The sequence below is a fragment of the Pedobacter sp. genome (assembly GCF_035566355.1).
Classification (GTDB): Bacteria; Bacteroidota; Bacteroidia; order Sphingobacteriales; family Sphingobacteriaceae; genus Pedobacter.
In genome coordinates, this window is record NZ_DATMRL010000200.1 from 1 (window position 1) to 3,569 (window position 3,569).

Genomic DNA, 3,569 nt, shown 5'->3' on the forward strand with positions numbered 1-3,569 from the left:
GCCATTTTCCGAAGCAGATCCGGGCACTGGGTAAAAACGGCTCCGCCTTCAATTGTATGAAAAAGCTTGGTTGCATGAAAGCTGGTTGTACTGATGTCTCCATATTCAAATACCGATTTGTTTTTATATTTCGTCCCAAAACAATGAGCTGCATCGTAAATCACTTTTAATCCATATTTATTTGCAATGGCTTGTATGGCCTCAATATCGCATGGATTTCCGTACACATGAGTAGCCAGGATGGCCGATGTTTTTGGAGTAATGGCCAACTCAATTTTAGCCGGATCAATATTAAAAGTTTCTGCATCTATATCTGCAAAAACCGGTGTGCAACCCTCCCATAAAATACTGTTGGTGGTGGCCACAAAAGAAAAGGGCGTGGTAATAATCTCACCGCTCAGTTCAAGGGCATTGATCGCCAATTGCAGCGCCATGGTTCCATTGGCCACATAAAGCAAATGCTTTACATTTAAATAGGTTTTTAATTTCAATTCAAGCTCATTGACCAGCGGCCCATTGTTGGTGAGCCATTGACGCTCCCAAATACTGCTGATGTATTCTTCAAACTCCTGGATCTTTGGAAGAAAAGGTTTAGTTACAGGTATCATGGTTTAAGAATTAATTGTTTAAAGTCATGTATAGCACTCAACTTGGAGAGGCTGCTGCTGCCCAGATAAATCAGGGAAAAACACAATCCGTCTATCACAATCCGGAGTGTATCCGCCAGCAGGTATTGCAGATAAAAATGATCTAAGGCATAACAGAAAATCCCGGATAAAAATGAAATGACCAGTATGGGAAAAATGTCACTGATTTGCTCCCTGACGGGATAGTTAATCAGTTTGCTGCTATAAATGGAATTAATATAATAGCCCAGAAAATTAAAACCGAGCTGAAAATAAAGCAGCCCATATATACCAAAAGACACCACACTGAATATTCCCACCACACAGAGCACCTTCTTGATCATTTCCAGTTTAAGGATCAGGTCGCTTCTCCCCTTCACCTTAAGTATATTGAGGTTATAAGCATGTAAGGGATAGATAACACCAGCCATGCAGAGAATCTGAAAATAAGGAACTGCCGGGAGCCATTTACTGGTAAGCAACAGCCTGAACAAGGGTTCTGCAACCACGGCAAGAAATATCAAAACTGGTGCATTCCAGAAAAGCACCTGTTGCATCAGCTTTTTATAAACTCTTTTCAGTTGCAGGTCATCGTTAACTATCGTGGCAAACATCGGATAGGTTACTTTATTGATCACTGCCGAGATATTGGATACAGGCAGCTGACTGACTGAATCTGCCCTTGAATAAAAGCCTAGTTGGGTAATGGAGAAGTATCTTCCAATAATGAGTACATAAATATTCCTGTAAAGGATATCGAGCAGCCCGGTCAGTGTCATTTTATAGCCGAAATGGAAATGCTGTTTAAAGCAGCGTTTACTAAAAACCGGAGATGGCAGCCAACCTGAATACATCCAGTGCAGCAGGGTGGAAATAAAAGATTGCAACAGGTTCATCCAGACCAGGCTCCAAACTCCAAACCCATTTAAAGCAAGACCTACACCAAGTAAGCCGCCAATGAATACAGAAGGAATCTGAATGACCATTTGTATTTTAAAATTCATTTCTTTGGTGAGCCGTGCGTTCTGAACACCAAAAAAAGCATTCAGAATGAAGTCGAGCGCATAAACCCTTAATATCAATGTTAAAATATCCTGATGGTAAAAGGCAGAAATATAGGGAGCCATCATAAATACCAGCAGATAAATCACTACACTTCCGCCCAGGTTAAAGAAAAACACAGTAGAATAGTCTTCCTGGCTTAAACCCGATGAACGGATTAAGGAAGAGGTTAAACCACCTTCCAACAAAGAGTTGCCCACGGCAACAAAAACAGACAGCATGGCCAGTAGGCCAAACTCTTTGGGTAATAATATCCTGGCAAGAATAATGGTAATACAAAAGCTAATGAGTTGAACACTGAACTGCTGTATAAAGGTCCAGATTAGGCCAGATAAGGTTTTTTGTTTCAAACTCATCGTCAAAGGTCTAGTACGATATAGGTGTAAGCTATTTCAAAAAATAACCAGAAATACGGCTTCTGCTGAAGTGAAGGTTTCTTAAAAAATGCAGAACAGGTTTCTCAATAAACCTGGTTACGATCCAGGCAAGTAAGATCATACTTATAATAGTGATCACAATAGCGACCACTTCACTCCTGAGGTACAAGCCAAGTTTCCTGATGAGTATAAAGCCAATGTTTTGATGGAGCAGGTATAAGGGATAAGAGATATAGCCTAAAAATAAGAATGGTTTCCAGCTTAGAAATGTTATCCGGTTATAAACGAACAGGTAAAACAATAAAAAAGATACCAGGCATACATAGAAAAAATGAACAGAAGGATAAACCACCATTGCCGTCAGAAAGCAGGCACCAATCAACAGATGCTCCCGCCAGTCTCCCTTTCCAAATTTTAATTTGTAAAACAAGATCCCAGCCATAAAGAACATCCCATATTGCAGGTTTAAAATATACGCGCCCAGAGGAAGGCCATAAAATGCGTTAAATGTCATCAACGAAAGCCAGACCACCGCCAATGTCCTGGTGTAGGGTAAAACCTTTAGAAGATACAGGCTGCCGAGCATCAGATAAAAGAACAATTCCGGAATCAGTGACCAATAAACGCCGTCAATATTTGGGATATTAAAAGCACCTTGAACCATGGTCATATTCCACAATAATATAGAAAAGCCTTGAGGTTCCAGGAGCGGATCACCAGCAAGTGCGATAACCACAAAGGTGATCAATACACAAACCCAATAGGTTGGGTATAGCCGCGAAAATCTTTTAAATGCAAAGGATTCCAGTGTTGTACCTGTTTGCAGAGACATAAAGATCACAAATCCACTAATCATAAAGAACAATTCAACGCCGTACTGGCCGTAGTCCCAATCGTAAACACTGGAATAGCGATGGCCAAAGTTGAGCCTGAATTTAGTTGTATAATGGAACAGAACTACATTTAACGCAGCTATGCCTCTTAATACATCGAGTTCTTTTAAGCGTGGCATTTGACATTCAAGATTTAGAATATATTTTACAACCTCATATTCACCACCGTATCTGGCAATACAGATTTCAGATCATACACAACCGTATTTTCTTTGCACATTCCCGAGATGTCCATACCCTTGAAATCTTCATGTGCAACTGCCAAGACAATAGCATCATAAGTTCTTGTTTTGGACTCTCCATTTTGACAAATTACACCATATTCCTTTTCTACCTGACTTGGATTTGCCCATGGATCATGGATCACCACTTTAATCTGGTATTCCCTTAGTCTCCGTACAATATCGATTACTTTTGTGTTCCGCACATCGGGGCAATTTTCCTTGAAAGTAAATCCAAGAATTAATACCTCGCTCTGATAATTGTGCCCGTTCGCGACCATTCTTCTAACCAATTCATCGGCTATATATGCGCCCATTGCATCATTTACTCTTCTCCCTGCGAGGATGATTTCGGGGTGATACCCCATCTCCTGTGCTTTTTGCGCTAGA

General features: G+C 40.6%; 4 protein-coding genes. All 4 read right to left on the reverse strand.

The annotated features are described in order from the left end of the window. On the reverse strand, positions 1 to 608 hold a 608-nt coding region (locus tag VNZ46_RS07835), incomplete at its 3' end, for a DegT/DnrJ/EryC1/StrS family aminotransferase (protein WP_325559515.1). Next, on the reverse strand, positions 605 to 2,044 hold the full coding sequence (locus tag VNZ46_RS07840) for a lipopolysaccharide biosynthesis protein (RefSeq protein ID WP_325559516.1): 1,440 nt from the start codon (positions 2,042 to 2,044) through the stop codon (positions 605 to 607). The genes VNZ46_RS07840 and VNZ46_RS07835, both read right to left, overlap by 4 nt. 31 nt (positions 2,045 to 2,075) lie before the next feature. Beyond that, positions 2,076 to 3,077 carry an acyltransferase gene (locus VNZ46_RS07845; RefSeq protein ID WP_325559517.1) on the reverse strand — a complete coding sequence of 334 codons (1,002 nt, stop codon included), beginning with the start codon at positions 3,075 to 3,077 and terminating at the stop codon, positions 2,076 to 2,078. 26 nt (positions 3,078 to 3,103) lie between these two features. Continuing rightward, positions 3,104 to 3,569: UDP binding domain-containing protein (locus tag VNZ46_RS07850; protein WP_325559518.1), on the reverse strand; the 466-nt coding region annotated here is incomplete at its 5' end.

What these genes read in the sequence shown, in the direction of transcription:
- VNZ46_RS07845 (WP_325559517.1), bottom strand. Translation starts at nt 3,077, where the DNA reads ATGCCACGCTTAAAAGAACTCGATGTATTAAGAGGCATAGCTGCGTTA.
- VNZ46_RS07840 (WP_325559516.1), bottom strand. Translation starts at nt 2,044, where the DNA reads ATGAGTTTGAAACAAAAAACCTTATCTGGCCTAATCTGGACCTTTATA.